At 68.2% G+C, this 22,953-nt stretch carries 22 protein-coding genes; 9 read left to right on the top strand and 13 right to left on the bottom strand.

What is annotated here, in order from left to right:
• Window positions 1–324: 324 nt before the first annotated feature.
• From BHE97_RS15865 to BHE97_RS15845, 5 genes are all read left to right on the top strand, one after another.
• The gene (locus BHE97_RS15865) at window positions 325–1,500 is read left to right on the top strand and encodes a winged helix DNA-binding domain-containing protein (RefSeq protein WP_087625006.1); all 1,176 of its coding nucleotides are present in this window, start codon (window positions 325–327) and stop codon (window positions 1,498–1,500) included.
• A 61-nt stretch (window positions 1,501–1,561) separates the two neighbouring features.
• Complete coding sequence (locus BHE97_RS15860) at window positions 1,562–2,026, top strand: Fur family transcriptional regulator (protein WP_087625005.1); 465 nt, start codon at window positions 1,562–1,564, stop codon at window positions 2,024–2,026.
• An 11-nt stretch (window positions 2,027–2,037) separates the two neighbouring features.
• Window positions 2,038–3,633 (top strand): catalase, encoded by a 1,596-nt coding sequence (locus tag BHE97_RS15855; RefSeq protein WP_087625004.1) that lies wholly within the window; start codon window positions 2,038–2,040, stop codon window positions 3,631–3,633.
• Window positions 3,634–3,754: 121 nt separating this feature from the next.
• Window positions 3,755–4,336, top strand: a complete 582-nt coding sequence (locus tag BHE97_RS15850) for a dihydrofolate reductase family protein (protein ID WP_087625003.1) — start codon at window positions 3,755–3,757, stop codon at window positions 4,334–4,336.
• A 54-nt stretch (window positions 4,337–4,390) separates the two neighbouring features.
• The gene (locus tag BHE97_RS15845) at window positions 4,391–5,380 is read left to right on the top strand and encodes a malate dehydrogenase (RefSeq protein WP_087625002.1); all 990 of its coding nucleotides are present in this window, start codon (window positions 4,391–4,393) and stop codon (window positions 5,378–5,380) included.
• Window positions 5,381–5,481: 101 nt separating this feature from the next.
• Here the strand turns inward: BHE97_RS15845 and BHE97_RS15840 are convergent, their stop codons facing one another.
• Window positions 5,482–5,760, bottom strand: coding sequence for a DUF3017 domain-containing protein (locus tag BHE97_RS15840; RefSeq protein ID WP_170931454.1), 279 nt, complete (start codon window positions 5,758–5,760; stop codon window positions 5,482–5,484).
• Window positions 5,757–6,614 carry a bifunctional methylenetetrahydrofolate dehydrogenase/methenyltetrahydrofolate cyclohydrolase gene (locus tag BHE97_RS15835; protein ID WP_087625000.1) on the bottom strand — a complete coding sequence of 286 codons (858 nt, stop codon included), beginning with the start codon at window positions 6,612–6,614 and terminating at the stop codon, window positions 5,757–5,759. The genes BHE97_RS15840 and BHE97_RS15835 overlap by 4 nt, the downstream gene beginning before the upstream one ends.
• A 102-nt stretch (window positions 6,615–6,716) precedes the next feature.
• On the opposite strand from BHE97_RS15835, the gene BHE97_RS15830 reads away from it, so the two are divergent.
• Window positions 6,717–7,373 (top strand): TetR family transcriptional regulator, encoded by a 657-nt coding sequence (locus BHE97_RS15830; RefSeq protein ID WP_170931453.1) that lies wholly within the window; start codon window positions 6,717–6,719, stop codon window positions 7,371–7,373.
• Here the strand turns inward: BHE97_RS15830 and purH are convergent.
• From purH to BHE97_RS19815, 3 genes are read right to left on the bottom strand one after another with little or no spacing between them, the layout of a single operon-like run.
• A complete protein-coding gene (gene purH, locus BHE97_RS15825; protein ID WP_087624998.1) occupies window positions 7,345–8,904 on the bottom strand; it encodes a bifunctional phosphoribosylaminoimidazolecarboxamide formyltransferase/IMP cyclohydrolase in 1,560 nt (519 codons plus the stop codon). The genes BHE97_RS15830 and purH overlap by 29 nt on opposite strands.
• Before the next feature lie 7 nt (window positions 8,905–8,911).
• Window positions 8,912–9,556 carry a phosphoribosylglycinamide formyltransferase gene (gene purN, locus BHE97_RS15820; protein ID WP_343286124.1) on the bottom strand — a complete coding sequence of 215 codons (645 nt, stop codon included), beginning with the start codon at window positions 9,554–9,556 and terminating at the stop codon, window positions 8,912–8,914.
• Window positions 9,546–10,673, bottom strand: a complete 1,128-nt coding sequence (locus BHE97_RS19815) for a DUF6350 family protein (protein WP_140400191.1) — start codon at window positions 10,671–10,673, stop codon at window positions 9,546–9,548. Before BHE97_RS19815 ends, purN begins: the two co-directional genes overlap by 11 nt.
• A 169-nt stretch (window positions 10,674–10,842) precedes the next feature.
• Between BHE97_RS19815 and BHE97_RS15815 the strand changes: the two genes are divergently transcribed.
• On the top strand, window positions 10,843–12,663 hold the full coding sequence (locus tag BHE97_RS15815; RefSeq protein ID WP_087624996.1) for a hypothetical protein: 1,821 nt from the start codon (window positions 10,843–10,845) through the stop codon (window positions 12,661–12,663).
• Window positions 12,664–12,751: 88 nt separating this feature from the next.
• Complete coding sequence (locus tag BHE97_RS15810; protein ID WP_087624995.1) at window positions 12,752–13,180, top strand: hypothetical protein; 429 nt, start codon at window positions 12,752–12,754, stop codon at window positions 13,178–13,180.
• Window positions 13,181–13,241: 61 nt separating this feature from the next.
• On the opposite strand, the gene sucD is transcribed toward BHE97_RS15810, so the two are convergent.
• The 3 genes from sucD to BHE97_RS15795 form a co-directional block, all read right to left on the bottom strand.
• A complete protein-coding gene (gene sucD / locus BHE97_RS15805) occupies window positions 13,242–14,138 on the bottom strand; it encodes a succinate--CoA ligase subunit alpha (RefSeq protein WP_087624994.1) in 897 nt (298 codons plus the stop codon).
• Window positions 14,139–14,151: 13 nt separating this feature from the next.
• Window positions 14,152–15,315, bottom strand: a complete 1,164-nt coding sequence (gene sucC, locus BHE97_RS15800) for an ADP-forming succinate--CoA ligase subunit beta (protein WP_087624993.1) — start codon at window positions 15,313–15,315, stop codon at window positions 14,152–14,154.
• A 139-nt stretch (window positions 15,316–15,454) separates the two neighbouring features.
• Window positions 15,455–15,709, bottom strand: a complete 255-nt coding sequence (locus tag BHE97_RS15795; RefSeq protein WP_087624992.1) for a hypothetical protein — start codon at window positions 15,707–15,709, stop codon at window positions 15,455–15,457.
• A gap of 392 nt (window positions 15,710–16,101) precedes the next feature.
• On the opposite strand from BHE97_RS15795, the gene BHE97_RS15790 reads away from it, so the two are divergent.
• Window positions 16,102–16,803, top strand: coding sequence for a M23 family metallopeptidase (locus tag BHE97_RS15790; RefSeq protein ID WP_201791477.1), 702 nt, complete (start codon window positions 16,102–16,104; stop codon window positions 16,801–16,803).
• 53 nt (window positions 16,804–16,856) lie between these two features.
• Here BHE97_RS15790 and BHE97_RS15785 read toward each other — a convergent pair whose 3' ends face one another.
• The 5 genes from BHE97_RS15785 to BHE97_RS15765 all read right to left on the bottom strand — a co-directional run bounded on the left by BHE97_RS15785 (window position 16,857) and on the right by BHE97_RS15765 (window position 22,915).
• Window positions 16,857–17,615, bottom strand: coding sequence for an SGNH/GDSL hydrolase family protein (locus BHE97_RS15785; RefSeq protein WP_201791476.1), 759 nt, complete (start codon window positions 17,613–17,615; stop codon window positions 16,857–16,859).
• A 42-nt stretch (window positions 17,616–17,657) separates the two neighbouring features.
• Window positions 17,658–18,218, bottom strand: coding sequence for a Uma2 family endonuclease (locus tag BHE97_RS15780; RefSeq protein ID WP_087624989.1), 561 nt, complete (start codon window positions 18,216–18,218; stop codon window positions 17,658–17,660).
• A gap of 118 nt (window positions 18,219–18,336) precedes the next feature.
• Entirely contained in the window at window positions 18,337–19,818 is a 1,482-nt protein-coding gene (locus BHE97_RS15775; protein ID WP_087624988.1) for an aldehyde dehydrogenase family protein, read from the bottom strand.
• 22 nt (window positions 19,819–19,840) lie between these two features.
• Window positions 19,841–21,430 (bottom strand): GMC family oxidoreductase N-terminal domain-containing protein, encoded by a 1,590-nt coding sequence (locus BHE97_RS15770; protein ID WP_201791475.1) that lies wholly within the window; start codon window positions 21,428–21,430, stop codon window positions 19,841–19,843.
• Window positions 21,431–21,823: 393 nt separating this feature from the next.
• Window positions 21,824–22,915, bottom strand: coding sequence for an FAD-dependent oxidoreductase (locus BHE97_RS15765; protein ID WP_087624986.1), 1,092 nt, complete (start codon window positions 22,913–22,915; stop codon window positions 21,824–21,826).
• Between the last annotated feature and the right edge of the window lie 38 nt (window positions 22,916–22,953).

Below are 22,953 nucleotides of genomic sequence, written 5' to 3'. Positions count from 1 at the left end.
GTGGTTCGGGTAGCTCGGCGCGAAGAACGCTTATTCACTCGATATCAGCGGATCGCGATCGCCAACCGCGACGGCGGCTGCGCCGCACCCGACTGCGATCGCCCACCAGGATGGTGCGAAGCACACCACGGAGACAGAACCTGGGCAGACGGCGGCACCACCAACCTCAAAGACGCCATCCCCGTCTGCGCCGAACATCACCGACAAATCCACACCGGACACCTCCAATGCCGTCTGAACCCACGAGACGGTGTACCCGAATTCCGACGACCCGGAACCTCCCGATGGAAACGCAACCACCGATGGCGACCCTAGGATCCCTTCATGACTGTGACGATCGACGACACCGAACGGCGGCGACGCCTCGGAGTCAGGCATGCACTCGCCGGACCCGTCGACAACTCCGAAGAAGTCGCCCGGCACGTCGTCGCGCTGCACAGCACCGACCCCGCCTCCATGGCCGTCGGCGTCTGCGCTCGCCTCACGGAGCCATCGGTCGCCGACCTGGAGCGAGCGCTGTATACCGACCGCACCCTCATCCGGGTCCTGGCCATGCGACGCACCGTCTTCGCCGTCCCGGTCGATCTCGCCGGGGCCTGCTTCGCCGCCACCGCCCGTAGCGTCGCGGCACCCGAGCGCCGCAAGTTGCTCACCATGCTGCGCGACTCCGGTATCGACGAGCCGGAGCGCTTCCTCGACCAGGCCCACACCACCGCGCGAGCCGTGCTCCCCGGCCTCGGCATTTTCCGCAGCGCCCACCTCGCAGCCGCCGACCCCATCCTCGCCACCCGCGTCCAGGTCGGTGCGGGCACCCGCTATGCCACCAGCCAATCGATGGCCAGCCGCCTCCTGACCCTGATGTCGGCGGAGGGCCACGTCGTCCGGGCCAAACCGGTCGGCACCTGGGCCTCCACCCAGTTCACCTGGTGCGCCACCGAGAACTGGACTCCAGCACTCACCGAGCACCCCACCCACGAGGACGCCACCCGCGACATCGCCAGACGCTGGCTCGCCGCCTACGGACCCGCCCCGCTGGAGGACCTCTGCTGGTGGACCGGATGGACCAAGACCACAGCCCGCGCCGCACTGGCCAGCCTCGACACCGTCGAGGTTCATACCGAGGCCGGCCCCGCGCTCACGCTGTCCGACGACCTCGCCCCCACACCAGACCCCGGCCCCTGGGTAGCCCTCCTGCCCGCACTCGACTCCACCACCATGGGGTGGAAACAACGCGGCTGGTACCTCGGCCAACACGCTGAGCGGCTCTTCGACAATGTCGGAAATGCCGGTCCGACCATCTGGGCCGATGGCCGGACCGTCGGAGGCTGGACCATCCGCGACGACGCCACCGTGGCCCTCCGACTACTCGAGGACATCGACCCAGAGCGGCGGGTCGCGATCGACCAGCGCGCCCACCAGCTCGAACACCTCCTCGACGGAACCGTGATCAAGGCACGCGCACGGCGATGGACCCCCATCGAGAAAGAGCTCCGCGCCTGACCCACACCGAACTGAGGGTCACCTTTCTTTAAGAATTCAAAACAACCACTATGCTGGGGTCATGACCGCAACGGCTCCGATCGCCTCGTCGTCCGGCGAGCATCCGACCCCGCGAGAGCAACTGCGGACCGCCGGGCTGCGCGTCACGACCGGTCGGCTCACCGTCCTCGGCGTCGTCGCCCGACAGCCGCACATTCCCGCCGACACCGTCTTCCGGAGCGTCCGCGAGACCCTCCCCGGCACCTCGGTCCAGGCCGTCTACAACGTGCTCGGCGACCTCACCCGGGCCGGGCTCCTGCGCCGCATCGAACCCGCCGGCTCCCCCGCCCTCTACGAGCGGCGAGTCGGCGACAACCACCACCACCTCGTCTGCCGCTCCTGCGGCGCGGTCGAGGACATCGACTGCGCCGTCGGCGAGACCCCCTGTCTCGTCCCCTCGCAGTCCCACGGATTCGCCATCGACGAAGCCGAAGTCACGTTCTGGGGCCTGTGCCCCACGTGTTCGGCCGCCACATCCACCGACTAAGGAGAGTCACCATGGCACAGATTCCTCAGCCGACCGACGGTACCTCGTTCGCCGCCAAGCCCACACCGGAGGCCGATCTCGGGTCGACGACGCAGACCGGTGCCCCCGCGACCTCCGACCGCAACAGCCTCACCGTCGGCGCCGACGGCCCGATCCTGCTGCACGACACCCACTTCATCGAGCAGATGGCGCACTTCAACCGCGAGCGTGTCCCCGAGCGCAATGTCCACGCCAAGGGCTCCGGGGCGTTCGGCGTCTTCGAGACCACCGAGGATGTCAGCGCCTACACCAAGGCCGCACTGTTCCAAAAGGGTGTGCAGACGGAGATGCTGGCGCGCTTCTCGACCGTCGCCGGCGAGCAGGGCTCCCCCGACACCTGGCGCGACCCCCGCGGCTTCGCGCTGAAGTTCTACACCACCGAGGGCAATTACGACCTCGTCGGCAACAACACGCCGATCTTCTTCATCCGTGACACGATGAAGTTCCCCCACTTCATCCGCTCGCAGAAGCGCCGCGGCGGCAGCGGACTGCGCGACAACAACATGCAGTGGGACTTCTGGACCCTCAATCCCGAGTCCGCGCACCAGGTGACCTACCTGATGGGCGACCGCGGCATCCCCAAGACCTATCGCCACATGAACGGCTACGGCTCGCACACCTACCTGTGGATCAACGAGGCCGGAGAGAAGCACTGGGTCAAGTACCACTTCCACAGCAACCAGGGCGTGGAGGGTCTGACCGGCGAGGAGGCCGACCGCATCGCCGGTCACGATGCCGACTTCCACCGTCGCGACCTCTACGAGTCGATCGAGAACGGCGACTTCCCGTCCTGGACGCTCTCGGTGCAGCTCATGCCCTATGAGGACGCCAAGACCTACCGGATCAACCCCTTCGACCTCACCAAGGTCTGGCCGCACGGCGACTACCCGCTGGTCAAAGTCGGCACCATGACGTTGAACCGGAACCCGGAGAACTTCTTCGCCGAGATCGAGCAGGCCGCCTTCGAACCCTCCGCGGTCGTGCCCGGCATCGGCTTCAGTCCCGACAAGATGTTGCTCGGCCGCACGTTCGCGTACGCCGACACACACCGATACCGCATCGGCACCAACTACCACCAGCTGCCCGTCAACCAGGCCAAGAACACACAGCACCAGAACACCTACACCTTCGACGGGGCGATGGCGTACCAGCACTCCGGCGACGCCCCGGTGTACGCGCCAAACTCCTTCGGTCGCGGCTACGCCGACCAGACCGGAACCGTGTCCGACGGTTGGGAGACCGATGGAGAGATGGTCCGTCAGGCCTACACGCTGCGCGCCGAGGACGACGACTGGTCACAGGCCGGCCGCCTGGTCCGCGAGGTCTGGAACGACGAGCAGCGCGAGGCCTTCGTGCAGACCGTCGCCGGTCACCTGCTCGGCGGCGTGAAGGGAGACGTGCTCGAACGCGCCTTCCTCTACTGGAAGAACGTCGATGAGCAGACCGGCAAGAGGATCGAGGAACTCGTCCGCGCCGAGCAGGGAGAACCCAATCCCGGCAGTGAGGACGCTGTAGCCAAGGCGAACGCGTCCGATCCGATCAGGGAGCCCCACACCCACGCCGGCTGAGCCCGCCCACCGCGCGAGGACCGTCCACCATCAGGTGGGCGGTCCTCGTCGTCCGCGCTGGCGAGGGAATGCCACGGGCGGGATGATCACAGGTGTCAGTGCCAGCGCCTAGAGTCTCGCCATGGCCCGCTTCGTCTACCTCACCGCCACGACCCTCGACGGCTATCTCGCCGACACCGACCACTCCCTCAGCTGGCTATTCGCCGTCGAGGGCAGCGACACTGCCGACCCCGAACATGCCGACACGTTCAACTCCTTCACCGACTCCGTCGGGGTGGTGGTCATGGGATCGTCCACCTACCGCTGGCTGCTCGCCGAGACCGGTGTGCTCGACCATCCCGAGACCTGGCCGGAGAATGTCGCCGGCAAGCCCGCCTTCCTCTTCACCAGCCGCGACCTCCCGGTCCCTGAGGGAGCGGACATCACGATCCTCACGGGCGATCCCGCCGGACATGTCGAGACCATCGCGAACCGTGCCGGAGGCCGAGACGTCTGGCTGATGGGAGGCGGTGACCTCGTCGGGCAGTTCGACGATGCCGGCGCGCTCGACGAGATCCAGGCGACGGTGGCTCCCGCCACCCTCGGCGCCGGGGCACCGCTACTGCCTCGCCGCCTGGGACCCGATCGCCTGCATTTGATCGATGTCGAACGGCGCGGCCAGTTCGCGCACCTGACCTATGACGTCACACGGCCCGAGACGTGAGCCCGATCATGCGCTAGTTTCGTGACGTACCCAACAGACGAGGAGCACAACGCCGTGAGCCAGTCCCCTGTCAAGGTCGCCGTCACCGGTGCCGCCGGTCAGATCGGTTACAGCCTTCTCTTCCGCATCGCCAGTGGTGCCGTCTTCGGACCTGACACGCCGGTGCAGCTGCGACTGCTGGAGATCACCCCCGCCCTCGGGGCTCTCGAGGGTGTCGTCATGGAACTCGACGACTGCGCCTTCCCCACACTCGACTCCGTCAAGATCGGCGACGACCCCCGCCACATCTTCGACGGGGTCAACCTGGCGCTGCTGGTGGGAGCCCGTCCCCGCACCAAGGGGATGGAACGCGGCGATCTCCTGGAGGCCAATGGCGCGATCTTCACAGCGCAGGGCAAGGCTCTCAACGAGGTCGCTGCCGATGACGTCAAGATCGGCGTGACCGGCAACCCGGCGAACACCAATGCCCTCATCGCGATGAGCAACGCGCCGGATATCCCGTCCTCGCGGTTCAGCGCCCTCACCCGTCTCGACCACAACCGTGCGCTCAGCCAGCTGGCGGCCAAGACCGGCTCCAGCGTCGCGGACATCCGCAAGATGACGATCTGGGGCAACCACTCGGCCACCCAGTATCCCGACATCTTCCACGCCGAGATCGGCGGACGCAACGCGGCCGAGGTCGTCAACGATCAGGCCTGGATCGAGAACGACTTCATCCCCACGGTCGCCAAGCGCGGCGCCGCCATCATCGAGGCTCGTGGAGCCTCGTCGGCCGCCTCAGCGGCCTCGGCCACGATCGACGCTGCCCGCGACTGGGTGCACGGCACTCCGGACGGCGACTGGGTCTCGATGGCGGTCGCCTCCGATGGCTCGTACGACGTCCCCGAGGGCATCGTGTACTCGTTCCCGGTCACCTGTTCCGGTGGCGAGTGGTCGATCGTGCAGGGCCTGGACATCAACGACTTCAGCCGCTCGCGGATGGAGGCGACCGCCGCCGAGCTCCTCGAAGAGCGCGACGCGGTCCGCTCCCTCGGCCTGATCTGAGCGCAACCCGACCGCCTCTTGCCGGGGGTGGCCCCGCCACGTAGTGAGCAAGGGCCACAACCCGGCAAGACGCGGACCCGGGGGTCAAGAAGCTCAGGGTGTCAGAGCGGGGGCTGTGAAGGGATGTTGATCGCGAGGAAGACCAGCGAACCGCCGAGCATCAGCATCCAGGCCATATCGAAGACCTTGCCTCGCACGCGCAGCATGCCGTACTGGTCGGGCGTCACCACCGCGCGCAGCGCCGCCGCGACAAGGAAGGACACCCCTATCGTCGCCACACCCACCCGCCAGGCGCCGGCGATGACCAACACCAGACCGACGAGCACGGCAGCCAGCTGGATCAGATAGATCCGGGAGCCGCGGCTACGCGGTGGCCTCACTGCGCCGCCTGGGCCTCGGAGAAGTCGACCACATTGCTCAGCAGCATCGCCCGCGTCATCGGACCGACGCCTCCGGGATTCGGGGTCACCCAGCCGGCGACGTCCCAGACATCCGGGGCGAGGTCGCCGACGATCTTGTTGTCCTCATCGCGGCTGACCCCGACATCGAACAGCGCCGCCCCGGGCTTCACCATGTCACCGGTGACGATACCCGGCACTCCCGCCGCCGCGATGACGATATCGGCACGGCGCACCTCGGCCGCCAGATCACGCGTTCCGGTGTGGCAGAGGGTCACCGTGGCGTTCTCGCTGCGCCGAGTCAACAGCAGCCCCATCGGCCGTCCCACGGTGATGCCGCGGCCAATGACCACGGCATGCTGCCCGGAGATATCGATGTCGTGTCGGCGCAGCAACTCGATGATGCCGCGGGGCGTGCACGGCAGGGGGGCTTCCTTGCCGAGCACGAGCCACCCCAGGTTCGTGGGATGGAGACCGTCGGCATCCTTGGCTGGATCGATGCGGCCGATCACCGCATTCTCGTCGAGCCCCGCGGGCAGCGGCAGCTGGACGATGTAGAGCGTGCACGCGGGGTCGGCGTTGAGACGGTCGACGGCCTCCTCGACCTCCTCCTGAGTCGCCGTGGCAGGCAGATCGATACGGATCGACTCGATCCCGATCTCCGCGCAATCACGGTGCTTGGCCGCGACATACCAGGTGCTCCCCGGATCATCGCCCACCAGGATCGTGCCGAGCCCCGGGACGACCCCCCGCTCGCGCAAGGCGGCCACGCGCTGGGCCAGTTCGGACTTGATCGTGGCGGCGACGGCCTTGCCGTCGAGAATCTGCGCAGTCACTCGGACAGTTTCGCACGGCACGCAACGGAGCCTGGCCCGTAGGATCAGGTTCTACCCCCAACATGCACGTTCAACCCCAACCTCTCGAGAGGAATCACCGCTGTGGCCCGAGCCCGCCTCTCCCAAGAACGCAGCCGCCAACGCCGGGAACAACTCCTCGACGCCGCCGTCCGCGTCTACGCCTTCGGTGGAATCCGCGCCGTCACCCACCGTGCCGTCGCCAGTGAGGCACAGTTGCCCACGGCGGCGACCACCTACTACTTCGCCTCGATCGCCGAACTGGTGCGCGAAGCCTTCCGGCGGCATATCACCGACTGGACGACATCGCTGGAGAACATCGACCTGCACGACCTCGACCTGTCGTTCCTCGCGGATGTCGACGACACGACCAGCGCCATCATCCCCACCTTCGCCGACCACGATCGCGCCATGTGGGGACTCGACCTCGCCCTGTTCCTTCAGGCGAGCCGCGACCAGGAGCTCCGCCCGGAGATCACCGAGGCCGTCCGCCTGGTCGAGTTGCGGCTCACCGAGCTGCTGACCGAGCACGGTCTCGAGCAGTCGAGTGAGCTGTCCGCCGCCCTGATCGCCCAGATGGTCGGCACGGCCCTACGCATGCAGAGCCATGACGACGACGCCGCCGAAGCGCGCAACCTGGCGACATCGCTACGCTATCTACTCGCCGCGCACCTCGTCGGACCGGAGGCCGTGGACGACGCGTGCCGCAGCATCAGTGGAAGAAGTGCCGCGTCCCCGTGACGTACATCGTGATGCCGGCGTCTTGAGCAGCCTTGATGGTCTCCTCATCGCGCACGGAGCCTCCGGGCTGCACGATCGCGCGAACGCCCGCGTCGAGGAGGATCTGAGGACCGTCGGCAAAGGGGAAGAACGCATCCGATGCCGCGACCGCACCCCGGGCGCGCTCAGCACCGGCCCGCTCCACCGCGAGGCGGCACGAGTCGACGCGATTGACCTGGCCCATGCCCACGCCGACTGACCCGCCGTCCTTGGCGAGCAGGATCGCATTCGACTTCACGGCCCGTACAGCCGTCCAGGCGAAGGAGAGATCGGCGAGGGTAGCCGCATCCGCGGGTTCGCCGGCGACGAGGGTCCAGCCGGAGGGATCGTCCCCGGGCGCGTCGACGTGGTCGCGCAGCTGGACCAGGAGGCCGCCCGACACCTGACGGAACTCCGTCGGAGGATTCGTGCCGAGATCATCGGCGCGCAGGATGCGGATGTTCTTCTTGCGCTGCAGGATCTCGACAGCGCCGTCCTCGTAGCCCGGTGCGACGATCACCTCGGTGAACACATCGGCGACCTGCTCGGCCATCGCGACCGACACCGGGCGATTGGCGGCGATCACCCCGCCGAAGGCCGACACCGGGTCGCAGGCGTGCGCGCGGGCGTGGGCCTGGGCGATGTCCTCACCGACGGCGATACCGCACGGATTGGCGTGCTTGATGATCGCGACCGCCGGACGCTCGTGATCGAAGGCGGCCCGGATCGCGGCATCGGTGTCGACGTAGTTGTTGTAGCTCATCTCCTTGCCGTGCAGCTGCTCCGCGCCGGCGAGGCCACCGCTGCCGTCGGTGTAGAGCGCGGCCTCCTGGTGCGGGTTCTCGCCGTAACGCAGCACCGCCTGCTTATCCCAGGCCTCGGCGACGAACTCCGGCCAGCCGTCCTCCGAACCGTCATAGGCGGACGCGAACCACGATGCCACCGCGGCGTCATAGGAAGCGGTGTGCGCGAAGGCGCGGGCCGCGAGACGTCGGCGCTGCTCGAAGGTGAAGCCGCCCGCTCCAAGCGCCTCGCGAACCTCGCCGTAGGCATCCGGGGACACGACGACGGCGACGCTCGGATGGTTCTTGGCCGCCGCGCGGACCATGGAGGGTCCGCCGATGTCGATCTGCTCGACGACCTCGTCGGAGCTCGCCCCGGAGGCGACCGTCTCGCGGAACGGATAGAGGTTCACGATGACCAGGTCGAAGGGTTCGACGCCGAGCTCCTCCAGCTGGGCGCGATGCTGTTCGAGTCGCCGGTCGGCGAGGATGCCCGCGTGCACCCGGGGATGCAGCGTCTTGACGCGACCGTCGAGGCACTCGGGGAAGCCGGTCAGCTCCTCCACCGGGGTCACCTCCACGCCCGCGGCCTCGATCGTCTTCGCGGTCGATCCGGTCGAGACGATCTGCACGCCGGCGGCGGCGAGGTCGCGCGCGAGATCGGTCAGACCGGTCTTGTCGTACACCGAGACGAGGGCCCGGCGGAGGGGGGAACGGGGCGAGTCGGTCATGAGGGCCTTACTCCTGGTTCTGGACTGACGGTGGTGGAGGTGAGACGATCCGGCGTCCGTCGACGATATAGCCGTCACGCGCGAGACGTCCCACCCACTCGACGAGCATGCGCCGTTCGCTGGTCTTGATGCGCTCGTGCAGTGTGTCCTCGTCGTCCTCGTCGAGGACGGGTACAGCGACCTGCGCGACGATCGGACCCGTGTCGACGCCTTCGTCGACCACGAAGAGCGTCGCACCAGTGACCTTGACGCCGTACGCGAGTGCGTCGCGCGGGCCGTGCATGCCGGGGAAGGCCGGCGAGAGCGCCGGATGGGTGTTCAGCGTGCGGCCGCCGTAGAGGCCGAGGAAGGCGGGCCCGGTGAGCTTCATGAAACCGGCCAGTACGACCAGGTCGGGATCGTGCTGAGCGACGGCGTCGGCGAGCGCGATATCCCAGGCCGGGCGGTCCGGATGATCGGCGAGCCGCACGACGAAGGTGGGTACTCCGGACCGCTCCGCCCGACGCAAGCCCTCGATGCCGTCACGGTCGGCGCCCACCGCGACGATCTCGGCCCCGAAGGACGGATCCGCGGCGGCGTCGAGCAACGCTTGTAGATTGGTGCCGCTACCTGAGACGAGCACGACGATGCGCGCGGGACGGTCACTCCTGATCGGCACGAAGACCACGATAGTGGCCCAGCGCTCCACCGACTGCCCCGGCCAGCGCCCACGAGACGATGGCGATGCCCACGGTGCTGAGAATCGGCGGGCCCACATCGGCGAGAAGGCCCGGTCCGACCGCCCCACGGCCGGTCGCGGCCACCAGGCCGACGATCACCCCGGCCACGGCACCGGCACCCGCTCCGAGTGCCACTCGATTCCACAGCGTGGTGTCCCCGGGGGCCGCCGCCCATCGCCATCCTGCGTACCCGGCGATCAGCACGGGGACGATCATGAGCGCGACGACGAGATCGGGGAAGGGTCCGGGCGAGGGGATCACCGCGAGCGGAGGGAAGGCCGGCAGGGCGGCGACATCCACACCGGTCATCGAGACGCTCGTGTCGGTGCCGAGGGCGAACCCCGGTCCGATGAGAGCGGCGGAGGCCCAGGCGATGATCGTGGGCAGTGACAGCAACGACACCAGCGCCAGGACCAGTCCGCCTCCGATGCCGGGGTCCAGCGCCGCCCACAGGTCCCCCGCGCGGCGGACATGGAAGGCGGCGAGCACGGCGACGAGCGTGGCCGCGTAGCCGAGGATCAGGGCGCCGGCGCGGACCCCGGCGCGGACCGACGGGAGCATCGGTGCCGCCCAGGCGGGGACGCGGAATGACCCCGGCACCCGGATCGCCACGGCGATAGCGGCCGCCACTCCGACCACCACGAAGGCACCGAACGCCGCCCGCACGAAGGACGTGCCCACCGATCCGACAGAGGTCGCGGCGGACAGTGTCGCGGCGAGGGCTCCGGCGCCCGCTCCGGCCAGCGCGCCGAAGACCACGGCATCGGGAGTGTCTCGATGCGCCAGCCGTGCCGCCACCAGGGCCGCGATCGCCCCGGCGACCAGCACTCCTCCGAGGGGCACGAGGCTGATCGACGTCTCACCGATATGCAGACCGGCGCCGACGGCGACGAGCCAGGCCCGCACCCCCGCCCGGAGGGTGCCCCAGCTCGCGTCCTGGGTCACCGCCGCCACCACGAGGATCGCCGCGATCACCGGTATCGCGACGGCGGCGGCCGCTGTCAGGAGGGCGGGGCGCCAGGAGTCGGCAGCACGCATCCGGTCAGGCACCCGCCCATCCAACCTGTAAAGTTGCGATGTCGCAGCCTGCCACGCCGAGCCGCTCCCCGCGGTTCGAGAACGGTCGGCCGCACACGGCGCGCCGTCCGGCGCGTCGCCGGAGAACGGAGCCACCCCGAGCACGCACCCGTCACGGATGCTCCCAGGAGGTCGAGAGCCGATGACGCGTGTCGACGAGTTCGACAACTTCTATCGCGCCACCCGGCGACGGGTCGTCGCGACCACCTACGCGCTGTGCGGGGACCGGCAGGTGGCACGGGATGCGAGCGTCGACGCCTACCAGCGAGCCTGGCGCGCGTGGGGTCGGCTGCGGGACAGCAGCGACCCGGTCGCCTATGTCCGCGACCAGGCCGCCAAACTGGCATCCTTCTCCCGGAGTGTCCATCCCCTGCGCAGGCGTCACGAGGACAGCGGCGATACCGCGCTGTTCGGCGCGCTGCACGACCTGGACTACGACGAACGCCGCATCGTGACACTGCTCACCGTGGCCGGCATCGACCTCGACGACGCCACGCGCGAGATGGAGGTGGACGATGCCATAGGCATGGAGCTGGCGAGCAATGCGCTGACCCGGCTTGAGGCATCCCTCTCCCAGCCTCTCGAAGAGCTCGAGTCCCGTCTCATGGCGCTCCGCGAGAGCGTCGACGCGCTCGAGCTCCCCGAGCCGGCCGCGTTGCGCCGGGCGGCCCGACAGGGGGGACGCCGCGGTGCCGCGATCCTGGTCGCGGCCTCGGTGCTGGCGGTGCTCGCCGGTGGTTTCGTCGCCACCAATGGCGACGCCCTCGCCACGGTCGAAGGCCTGCCCTACCGGGAGAAGATGGGCGCCGAGCGTCCCGATGTCATCCTCGACGCGCACAATATCGACACCGACGATCTCCTCTCCCTCGATCAGGTCGAGCGTCTCAACTCCGAGCAGGAGTGGAAGGTCGACGCGACCGAGACCGACACGGAGAACGAGACCCCGTACTCGACCTGTCCCCCGACCCGCTTCGCCGACGGTGATCCACTCAAGGTGTTCGTCCGGGCGTACAGCACGAATCCCGCTGGCGAACGCGTCGCGCAGTCGATCGAGGTCTCCCGGAGCCAGGAGGCCTCGCAGGAGGCTTATGCCACGTTGCGCGGCTGGTATGCGAACTGCGCGCATCCGCGCACCAGGCTCATCGACGCGTACACCGTCAAGAGGCCCTTCGGCGACTTCAAGATCCTGCGCCTGCAGTCCTATCGCGACCCCGCCCGGTTCATCAGCGTAGGCCTCGCGCAGTCGGGCACCGTCACCAGCACGCTCATCCACGAGGTCAACGGCACCGAGCCGACCGATGTCGACGAGTTCGCCCGCACGCTGAACGACTCCATCGCCAAGGTGTGCGCCGACTCCGGTGGCGAGTGCACCAATGAGATCACCGTCGAGCCGGCGCTGCCGCCGGCCACCGAACAGTACCCGTCCTTCCTCAGCGTCGTGGACATGCCTCCGCTCGGGACGATCGACCGAGTATGGGCAGCGGGCCCTGCCCAGCAGCCGGAAGGCTTCAATCCCGCGGCATCGCTGTGCGACAAGACCGACTTCAGCGGCGAGCAGTTCTCCGATGTCGCGACCCGGTTGATCGCGATCCCCGATGCCGATGATCTCCCTCCGGAGTTCGCCGTCGCCCAGACCAACGCGCGGCTGGAGTCCGATGAGGCCGCACAGCAGGTGCTGGAGGGTATCGCCGGGGCCGTGGACGGATGCGGGGAGAGCGAGCTGTCGGCGCAGATCGACGAGCGCGAGGACATCGCGAGCGACGGCTTCGCCGGGGTCAGCTGGCGGCTGAGCTTCGAGACCGGTGAGGATGAGCGGGTCTACTACCGCATGGGGGTCGTACGACGCGGTTCGGAGATCACGCAGGTGCTCGCTCCGCCGTCAGGAGACAATACCTTCACCGCGGAGGACTTCGGCGCGCTCATGGAACGGGCCGGCCAGCGCCTCGCCTACGCCGACGAGTGATCACGAATCGAGAAGCGCCGCACCTCCTCGCCACCCTAGGGTGAGTCAGCGAACACCACGGTTCGCTCGATCATCACGAGGAGATCCCATGTCCGAGGACAGTTTCAGCGCCTCCGAGCGCGCGGCCATGAAGCAACGCGCCGAGGAACTGCGCGCCGCCAAGGGCGTGAAGGGGGCGGCGAAGAAGGCGAAGGAGTTCGACGCCTGTCTGGAAGCGATCTCAGGGCTGGAGGGGCTCGACCGGCTCATCGCCGAGCGCTTCCACGTGGTGGTGACCGAGGAGGCGCCGAACCTCGATCCCAAGACCTGGTACGGGTTCCCGTCCTATGCCCGCGAGGGCAAGGTGGTGACCTTCGTGCAGCCGGCCTCGAAGTTCGACACCCGTTACACGTCGATCGGCTTCAATGAGGACGCGCACCTGGACGACGGGGCGATGTGGGCGACCTCCTTCGCTGTCGTGGACTGGAACGACGAGGTCGAACAAACACTGCGCGAGCTGGTCCGCAAAGCCGCCTGACCAGCGCTCGCAGGACGACGAAGCCCCCGGGAGTCCCGGGGGCTTCGTCGTGAGAAAAGGCTCAGAGGCTCTGCAGGATCTCCCGCATGAGCGCGGCCGTCTCGCTCGGCGTCTTGCCGACCTTGACACCCGCGGCCTCCAGGGCCTCCTTCTTGGCCGCCGCCGTGCCGGACGAGCCGGACACGATCGCACCGGCGTGGCCCATCGTCTTGCCCTCGGGTGCGGTGAAGCCCGCGACATAGCCGACGACCGGCTTGGTGACATTGGCCTTGATGTACTCGGCCGCCCGCTCCTCGGCGTCGCCGCCGATCTCGCCGATCATGACGATCGCCTTGGTGTCGGGGTCGGCCTCGAAGGCCTCGAGGGCGTCGATGTGCGTGGTGCCGATGATCGGGTCGCCGCCGATGCCGATGGCCGAGGTGAAACCGAAGTCGCGCAGCTCGAACATCATCTGATAGGTCAGCGTCCCCGACTTGGACACCAGGCCGATCGGGCCCTTGCCGGCGATCGTGGCCGGGGTGATGCCCGCGAGGGCCTCGCCCGGAGTGATGATGCCGGGGCAGTTGGGGCCGATGATGCGAGTCTTGGTGCCCTGCGAGTGCGCGAAGAACTCGGCGGTGTCCTGCACCGGGATGCCCTCGGTGATGACCACCAGCAGGCCGATGCCCGCGTCGATGGCCTCCATGGCGGCGTCCTTGGCGAACGGCGGCGGCACGAAGACGACCGAGACATCGGCACCGGTCTCCTTCATGGCCTCGGCCACGGAGCCGAAGACGGGCAGCTCGACGTCCTTGCCGTCGGCGTCCACGTGCGAGACGGTGGTGCCGGCCTTGCGGGCGTTGACACCGCCCACGATATTCGTGCCGGCCTTCAGCATGAGCGCGGTGTGCTTGGTGCCCTCACCACCGGTGATGCCCTGGACGATGACCTTGGAGTCGGAATTCAGGTAGATCGACATGTCTGCTTGATCCTTACGCGTTCGCGAGCTCGGCGGCCTTGTCGGCGGCACCGTCCATGGTGTCGACCTGGGTCACCAGCGGGTGGTTCAGTTCGTTGAGGATGGCGCGGCCTTCGTCGACCTTGTTGCCGTCCAGACGCACCACGAGCGGCTTGCTGGCGTTGTCGCCGAGCAGCTCCAGTGCGCCCTTGATGCCATTGGCCACCGCATCACACGAGGTGATGCCGCCGAACACGTTGACGAACACGCTCTTAACCTGCGGATCGCCCAGGATGACGTCCAGACCGTTGGCCATGACCTCGGCCGAGGCGCCACCGCCGATGTCGAGGAAGTTGGCGGGCTTGACATTGCCGTGCGCCTCGCCGGCGTAGGCGACGACGTCGAGGGTGCTCATGACCAGACCCGCCCCGTTGCCGATGATGCCGACCTCGCCGTCGAGCTTGACGTAGTTGAGGCCTTTCTCCTTGGCCTTCGCCTCGAGCGGATCGGCCGCGGCCTTGTCCTCGAACTCGGCGTGGTCGGGATGACGGAAGTCGGCGTTCTCGTCCAGCGAGACCTTGCCGTCGAGGGCCTCGAGCTTGTCACCGGCGAGCCGAGCAAGGGGGTTGACCTCGACGAGCGTGGCGTCCTCCTCGACGAAGACCTTCCAGAGGGAGAGGATCGTGCCGACCGCCTGGTCGACGAGCTCGATGGGGAACCGGGCGTCCGCGACGATCTCGCGGGCCTTCTGCTCGTCGACACCGGTGGTGGCGTCGACGGGGATCTGACGGACGGCGTCGGGGTTCGTCTTGGCGACCTCTTCGATCTCCACGCCTCCCTCGACGCTGGCGATCGTCAGGTAGCTGCGGTTGGAGCGGTCGAGCAGGAAGGAGAAGTAGTACTCCTCGACGATCTCAGCCGCGGGGACGATCAGGACACGGTTGACCGTGAGGCCCTTGATCTCCATGCCGAGGATGTTCGAGGCGTGCTCACGGGCCTCGGCGGGCGTCTTGGCGAGCTTGACGCCTCCGGCCTTGCCGCGGCCTCCGGCCTTGACCTGGGCCTTGACGACGACAGCGCCGCCGATCTCCTGCGCGGCGCTCTCGGCCTCGTCCGCGGTGGTGACCACGGCACCGAGCGTGACCGGTACATCGTGCTTGGCGAAGAGCTCCTTCGCCTGGTACTCCATCAAATCCACGGTGACAACCGTCCTTCGTCGAGTCAGTGGCGCTACTACGCGGAGCTGGCAGGCGCCCTTCGAGCCGTGCCGACTTTATCGGGCCACGCACCCCCGCCCTGAGGCGGGGCGGTCTTTCAGCCCGGAACTGCGGGGCACCTCATGAGGAGATCGTGACCTCGATGTCATCGGCTCCCGCCCTCGCGAGGGCAGCTCTCACCGCCTCGGCTCCCTGCGCGTCCACCACGACGGCGGCGACATCCTCGCTGATCGCGGTCGCCGCCATGACGTCCGCGGTCACGCCTGCACCGAGGTAGACGACTTCGGCCCCCGCATCGCGCCATCGGCGCGCGGCGGCCGCGATCGAAGCCTCCTCGTCGCCCACCGCCCCGAGGAGCAGTCGTCTCGCGCTCATGCCGGCACCGCCTGAAGAAGAGCACGGTAGGACGATGCCGGCACGAGGAACCCCATCGTTCGCTCGCTGCGCTCGCTCATGCCGGCACCGCCTGAAGAAAAGTACGATAGGACGATGCCGGCACGAGGAACCCCATCGTTCGCTCGCTGCGCTCGCTCATGCCGACACCCTGCCATGCCAGGGGCGACCGCTCTGGAGCCGGACGAATATTTATCACTTCAGCTGAGAAGTTGAAAGGAGCAACCACCTATGCGCTAACCTCGATGGAGTTTGCTCGCCGACGTTACGGAGATTGTGTGAAGCCGACAGCGCCTCGCCGCACAGGGGGTCAGCAGACCCCACGCGGCGGCAAGCGAGTCGCCCCGAAGTCGAAGCGGTCGTTGAATCTCCGTGTGACCCCCGCCATCGCCGGCCTCGTCGCCGTGGCATCCGCGGGCGTCGGCACGGTGGCCGCAGGTGGCCTCACCGATCAGGGTGCCCTCTCAGCGAGCCAGTATCAGTCGATCAGCCAGTCCTATATCGGCGGAGCGGATCTCGGCGGCACGAACGGTACGGACATCAGCCGGAACTTCGATCGCCAGCGCTATGAGGAGCAGCGTTCCGATCAGCAGGCACAACTCGCGATCATCGCCGAGCAGCGCGACGCGGTCGAGCGCACGGTCGAGTCCTATTCCGAGCAGATCGCCAACCAGTGGGTCGTCCCGGTGGCGGGCTACCGCCTGACGGCCCGGTTCGGGCAGTCCAGCGGGCTCTGGTCCAGCGGGAGCCACACCGGACTCGATCTGGCCGGGCCCTCCGGATCCACCATCATCGCGGCCGCGAGCGGCACAGTGAAGTCGGCCGGCTACGAGGGCGCCTACGGCAACAAGACCGTCATCGTGCTCGACGACGGCACCGAGACCGAAATGTGGTACGCCCACCAGAGCCGGATCACCGTCGAAGCGGGTCAGACCGTCCGCGCCGGCGATGTCATCGGCTACACCGGATCGACCGGCAATGTGACCGGTCCGCACCTCCACCTCGAGGTCCGTCCCGGTGGCGGCGACCCGATCGACCCCATGACGGCTTTCGCCGAGCACAGCGTCACGCTCTGACCGGAGGCCTGGTCCCCGGCGCTTGACCCCAGCGGCACCGGGGGTTTTCGCTCTCAGGGACGGACGTAGACCGGGTGCTTGGGGTCGAGGGCGTCGCCGCTCGAGGTACCGGTCACCCGGCGCTTGACCCACGGGCCCGCGTACTCGCGCACCCAGTCCACATTCGCCGACCGGCGCTCAGCACGCGACAGCGGCGGATGCTCGACGAGGGGCAGCGGCTCCAGGTCGTGAGGCACGCCGAGCGCGTCCAGGACCGCCATCGCCATGCGCTGGTGGCCAGCACTCGACATGTGCATCCGGTCCACATCCCAGAGGCGGTCGTCGCGGTAGTCGCGCAGGCGCCAGAAGTCCACCAGGGTCGCATCGTGCTGCTCGGCCAGTTCCCGGAGGAGCTCGTTGTAGATGGCGAAACGCCCTCGCAGCGAGCCGAAGATCGGGAATCCGGCGGGGTCGAAGGCGGTGAACACCACGAGCCGGGCGCCGGTCGAGGCCAGCTTGCCCAGGGCCGTGTCGTAGAGGCCCATGAGGTCGTCGATGTCGACCTTGGGGCGCAGGATGTCGTTCGCGCCCGCGTAGATGGTGACCAGGTCGGGGGCGAGCTCGATCGCGGGATCGATCTGCTCGGCCACGATCTGGCCGAGTTTGCGCCCGCGGATCGCGAGATTGGCGTAACCGAAGTCATCGGTGCGGGCTCCGAGCACCTCGGCGACCCGATCGGCCCACCCCCTGACGCCGTTCGGACGGGAGACATCGGCATCGCCCACACCCTCGGTGAACGAGTCCCCTACTGCCACGTAACGATGAAAAGACACGCCCTCCAGCATAGGACCGACCACCACGTCAGCCGACCGGCGTCACTGTACGAGGTCAGCGGGAACGAGCCCGATGGCGAAGGGCTTGGTGGTCTCGAGGCGGCGATGACCGACCGCTCGTGCCGTCTGTCGGTATGTTCCACCGTCGAGGGTCCAGGCGGTGATCGACGGCTCGTCCGGGTCGATCACCCAGTAGAACGCACAGCCCGCCCGCTCCAGCCGCTCTTTCTTCAGCAGCAGATCGAGGCGCCGAGTGGTCGGCGAGAGCACCTCGATGGCCAACAGCGGAGGTCCGGGCAGATCGCGTTCCGTGAAAGCAGCCTTCGGTGCCACCAGCAGATCGGGCTGGAGCACCGTATCGGTGGCCAGTACGACATCGACGGGGGCGAACAGCACCTGCACGTCCTCCGGCACCGAGGATCGCAACAGCAGGTGCAGCTCTCCCACGACGAGCTGATGGACGATTCTCGGTGCAGGGCTCACGACGAGCATGCCGTCGAGCAGCTCATAACGATGCCCGTCGTCGGGCATCGCATCCAGATCCTCGCGGGTAAAAGGACGCCCGCGCGGCAGACTCATCATCTCCGCTGGCATAGCACTCATGGTAGGTCCTCTCCTCATCCATATCACCAGAGTCAACGCTGGCAGAGCGTTGCCGCCAAGACACCGGGAAGAAGTTGTGGACGACCCGGCCGAGCCGGAGAATCTGTGGACGAGAGTCCTAGCGACGGGGCAATGTGGACGACCCGCCGTACAGGATGGTCAGCAGCTTGGCGAACAGGCCCTCGGTCTTGCGGTCGCGATCGAAGGTCGTGAGCGCCAGCGGTGGCTTCATTCGCTGGACCGTGACGGCCTTGGGGTAGGTGAACTCGCGCAGCCCGTCGGGCCCGTGGATACGGCCGAAGCCGGACTCGCCCACGCCTCCGAACGGCAGTGTGGGAACGGCAGCGAAGGAGATCACCGAGTTGACCGATGTCATCCCCGATCGGATGCGGCGTGCGATGCTCTCGGCGTTCTTGCGCCCGAAGACCGCGCCGGCCAGCCCGTAGGCGGTGGCATTGGTGCGGTCCACAGCCTCGTCCATCGAGGTCACGGGATTGACCACCAGCGTCGGCCCGAAGGTCTCCTGGGTGACGGCGAGCGAGTCCTCGGGGACATGGGTGATGATGGTGGGCTGGACGTAACGCTCGCCGACAGCCTCGTGCCCCCCGAGCACCACGGCGCCTCCACGAGCGATGGCGTCCTCGATGTGCTCGCGGATGATCCCGAGCTGCGACGGCATCGTGGCCGGCCCGTACAACCCCCCGTCGTCGTACCCAGGGCGCACCGCGCGCGCACGGTCCAGCAGCTCGTCCATGAACGGAGCGAAGACGCGCTCGTGGACGTAGACGCGCTCGGTGCCGATGCAGGTCTGTCCCGCATTGGACATGCCACCCCACAATGCCGCCTCGGCCGCCGCGGGCAGGTCGGCGTCCTCGTCGACGATGAGGGCGTCCTTGCCACCGGCCTCGATCACCACGGGTGTCAGCGTCTCGGCGCACGCGGCCATCACCTTCCGGCCCGTGGCGGCCGAGCCGGTGAAGGCGAGCTTGTCCACCCCGGACCGGCACAGCGCATTGCCGGTCTCCCCGAAACCGGTGACGAGCTGCAGCACGGGTGCCTGGGACACCTCGGTGAAGGTGTCGACGAGCCATCGCCCCACCCCCGGCGTGTACTCGCTGGGTTTGAAGACCACGGCATTGCCCGCCGCGAGCGCATAGGCGATCGAGCCCATCGGCGTGAACACCGGGTAGTTCCAGGGTCCGATCACCCCGATCACCCCGAGCGGCTTGTACTCGACGGTCGACACCTGATTGGCCATGAGCAGTCCCGAGCCGACCTTCTGCCGGCCGAGCACCTTCGGCGCGTGCTTGGCCGCCCAGTCGATGTGGTCGACCGCCAGGCCCGCCTCCAACAGGGCATCCCCGTGCGGCTTGCCCGTCTCGCGATGGACGAGATCGGCGATCTGCTCGATCCGGCGAGTGAGCACACTGCGCCATTGCAGCAACAGCTCGCGTCTGCCGGCGAAGCCGATCTCGTCCCACCACGTCGCGGCATGCTGGGCGAGCGCGACGGTCTCGCGCACCTGCTCATCGGTGTGGACCGGATGGGTTCCGACGACATCCCCCGTCGCCGGGTTCAACGAATCGAAGGTCTCGCTCATGTTGTTCGCTCGTTTCGCTCGATCATGTGCCACTCCTGATGAGATCGGACGCCTTCTCGGCGATCATGACGGTGGGTGCGTGGGTGTTGCCGCGCACGACTCGCGGCATGACGGAGGCGTCGACGACCCGCAGTCCCTCCACGCCGCGGACGCGGAGCCCCGAATCGACCACGCTGTCGCCGCCCGACCCCATCGCACAGGTCGACGTCGGGTGGTACAGGGTCTGTCCGAGCCGGGCGATCACCTCGATGAGATCGTCATCGGACGGGTCGGTGGTCGACGGCTCGACCGGTGCCCGCAGATACCGCGCGAGCGGTCCCTGCCAGACGATGTCGAGAACGCGCCGGAACCCGCCCACCATCGCATCGAGATCGCGGCGATCGGTGAAGTAGCCGGGATCGATCTCCGGATGCCAATGCGGGTCGGCCGAACGCAGTCTCAACCGGCCCCGGCTGTGGATGTCGACGAGGGTCGGTGCGATGGTCACCATCCGGCGTACGGGCTCATGGATGCCGTTGTGGTAGAAACCGGTCGGCGCGACGTGGATCTGGATGTCGGGATGTGCAAGGCCGTCGTGGCTGGCGAAGAATGCTCCCGCCTCGCCCACATTGGAGACCAGCGGCCCACGGCGTGTGGTCTGCCAGCGGGCGAGATTGCCGAGGGTCTGCGCCTCCGCGAGGTCGCTCGTGCCCTGTGTCTCGATGAGCGTCCCGGCCACCGGGTGATCCTGCAGGCCCTTCCCTACCCCGGGTGAGTCCACGAGCACCTCGATGCCGTGCTCGCGCAGGTGTTCACCGGGACCGATCCCCGACAGCATGAGCACCTGCGGGCTGTTGATCGCACCGCCGCACAACAGCACCTCGGCCTCCGCACGCACTCTCTCGACGGCGCCGAAGCGTTCGTATTCGACACCGGTCGCCCGCGGGCCGGCGCTGTCGAGCAGGATCCGCGTCACGAAGGCCTCGGTGCGGATCGTCAGGTTCCGGCGCGGCCGGGCCGGACGGATATAGGCATCGGCGACCGACCAGCGGCGTCCACGGTGGTGTGTCACCTGGTACTGACCGGCTCCCTCCTGGGTCGGGCCGTTGAAGTCCTCGTTACGCGCCAGGCCGGCGCGGGCGGCCGATTCGACGAAGGCCTCGCTCAGCTCGTGCGTGAAGCGCCGGTCCTCGACCCGCAGCGGCCCGCTGGTGCCGTGGAGGGGGCCGGACAGCCGGGCATTAGACTCGCTGCGCACGAAGTACGGCAGGACGTCCTCGTAACCCCAGCCCCGGGCACCGAAGTCGTCGCGCCAGCCGTCGTAGTCGGCCCGATTGCCACGGATGTAGATCATCGCGTTCATCGACGAGCAACCGCCGAGGGCCTTCATCCGCGGCCAGTCCGCGCGCCGGCCGGCCAGATGCTCCTGGGGGGTCGTCCAGTAGTTCCAGTCCCAGCGTGTCTTGAACAGCGACGAGAATCCGGCGGGGATCCGGATCATGTCGTCATCGTCCTCGGGCCCCGCCTCGAGCAGCAGCACGCGGACCGTCGGGTCCTCGGTGAGCCGCGCGGCGAGCACGCCCCCGGCGCTCCCCGACCCCACGACGATGTAGTCGAAGGTCTCCTCTGCCATCACGGCTCCTCACTCCTTGGGGGTGAGGTTCACCGTAGACGTGAGTGATCCGTGACACAAGCAGTGTCACGGTCGGGACGGTCAGCGTCGGAGATCGGTCAGATCGAAGGTCGCGTCGAGGGGCTCGCCGCGACCACACGCCCGGCGAATCCCAGCCGATCGAGCAATGCGACCATCCACAGGTGGCGGGACCACGGGGTTGATCCACAGCCTGGCGCGCGGCCCTTCACTGCCCTCGGCGGGTGTGCCTAACCTCGGCCTCAGTACTCGTGCCGAGACCGGGTGTCGGCCAGAATGAGGAGATGAGCGCTGTGAAGTTCGAGCATCTCGATCGCGACATCTCCGCCCTCAACCGACATATCCGGAGGGACACCACCGGCGACTGATTCGCGGTCAGGCCCGCCCGAAACGCGCTTCGGGCCGCAGCAGCTCAGGCACCTCACCGTCCAGCACGGTCGCAGCCAGCTCGCGACCGAGCGCCGGGGCGTGCTTGAACAGATTGTGTCCCGCGAGGAACGCGATGTCCCCGGCGGTCCAGACCGCGACACCGTCATCGCCCCAGGGGAGCCGGGTCGCCCAGCAGTGCACGAAGCCGACCGGATCGGGATCGAGACCGGGAAGGGCCCGCTTCACATAGTCGATCACCCGCTCGACATGTTCGGCGAGGCCGTCCGGAGCCAACATGGCGCCGTCCTCGGCCGTCGGCACGTCCTCGGCGAGACCCACGCCATAGGCCGAGCGATCCGGATAGGCGGCCGCGTAGACGCCCGCCTCCCCGAAGGCACCGCTCGTGTCCTGAAGTGTCGCGAGCGATCCGAGGGGTGAGCGCGGCGCGAAGGAGACCCGCACGTGTGCGCGGCTCTCGACAGGCAGCGAGAGCCCCGCGCCGCGGGCCAGCGCCTGCGTGCCACGACCGGCCGCTACGACGGCGGCGTCATGGTTCCGGCAACCGTTGGCAGCACGCACCTCCACCCCTCCCCCGGGCAGAGGACGGACGCTCAGCACCACATCGCCCACCAGACCGTCCCCCACCGACGAGGTCAGGGACGAGATCGCCCGGATGGTGTCGATGGATCCACCGGACATGTCCACCAGTCCAGGACCCTCGTAGGCCGCGAGCACCGGAAGCCGCTCGGCAAGGACCGTCGCGTCCGCGACCGATGCGTCGATGCCCTCGCGCTCGGCCAGAGCTGCGAGCATCGAGGAGGCACCGGGGCCCAACGAGAGAGCACCGTCCGGGGCGATCAGGCGCGTCCCGAACTCGTCCTCCCAGCGCCGCCACGCCTCCCGCGACTCCACCGCGTAGTCGATCATGCGCGGGTCGGCGTGGCCATGACGGAAGATCCGCGACGAGCCGGCCGACTGGCCGTGCCCCGGCCGCCCGGACTCGTAGACCGTGACCGAAGCGCCGCGCCGGCGTAACTCATGGGCGGCGGCGAGGCCGACGATCCCGGCCCCGATCACCGCGATATCGGGTGAACCCATGCCCCGACGTTAGCGGTCTCCCCCATACACGGCGGGGC

Origin of the sequence: Aeromicrobium sp. PE09-221 (genome assembly GCF_002174305.1) — a bacterium.
Classification (GTDB): domain Bacteria; phylum Actinomycetota; class Actinomycetes; order Propionibacteriales; family Nocardioidaceae; genus Aeromicrobium.
The sequence above is the reverse complement of the archived record's forward strand: the minus strand, read 5'-3'. Positions and strand labels throughout refer to the sequence as shown.